1 protein-coding gene is annotated in these 1,014 nt (G+C 38.8%); it reads right to left on the bottom strand.

Features of this window, described 5'->3' with window-relative positions; genetic code table 11:
* The coding region (locus AC27VX_RS23780) for an IS256 family transposase (protein ID WP_488698458.1) at window positions 1-899 on the bottom strand (899 nt) is incomplete at its 3' end.
* Between the last annotated feature and the right edge of the window lie 115 nt (window positions 900-1,014).

Below are 1,014 nucleotides of genomic sequence, written 5' to 3'. Positions count from 1 at the left end.
CATTTTTCTGCAAAATCGTCCAGAGCTGCTTCAGCTGCTTGTTTTGTTGGAGCAGTGTAAATATGCTTCATATCGGCAGAAAATTCTTTTCTGTCCTTCCAAACTACATATTTGCAGGCATTTCTGATCTGATGGACAACACAGATCTGGGTTTGAGATTCAGGAAAAACAGAACGTATGGTCTGGGTAAATCCGTTTAAATTATCGGTGGCGGTGATGAGAATATCCTCTACACCACGAGCTTTTAAATCTGTGAGAACACTCATCCAGAAGGCTGAGCTTTCATTTTTTCCAAGCCACATTCCCAATACTTCCTTTCTCCCGTCACGGCTTAATCCCACAGCCAGATAAACGGTTTTATTAATGACTTTGGAGTTTTCCCTTACTTTGAAAACAATCCCATCCATCCAGACAATGAGATACACATCTTCAAGCGGCCGGTTCTGCCAACTTACTGCTTCACTTGCAACCGCATTGGTGATTCGTGATATGGTGGAAGTAGAAACCTCAAAATCATACATTTCACGGATTTGTTCCTCAATGTCTGATACGCTCATTCCTTTGGCATAGAATGAGATGATAATGTTTTCCAAACCATCGATAATGTTGTGCCTTTTGGGAACTAATGCTGGCTCAAAACTACCTTCTCTATCTCTGGGAACCTTAATCTCGGATTCCCCAAAAGAAGATTTTATTTTTTTGGTTCCATGACCGTTTCGGTAATTTCCATTAGTTGTTTTACCATGCTTTTCGTTGTCCAGATGACTGTCCAGCTCTGCATCCAACATGTGCTCCACAGCTTTTTTGTGTAGTTCTTTGAAGAAGGATGTTAAATCTTCCCCATTCTTAAAGGACTTATAGAAATCCTTGTTGTTTAATAAGTCTTCTTTGTCTATCATAACTATATAATGGTTAAAAATAATAAAAAGTTATTTCCGTAAAATTTTTTGAGCTCTAAGGGCTCAAAATTTTCCAGAATAACTTTTCAACTTACACAGTTAGTGAGACACTACC

Source organism: Chryseobacterium sp. 14P4.3.2, assembly GCF_057799275.1.
This window is presented reverse-complemented; position numbering and strand designations above follow the sequence as displayed.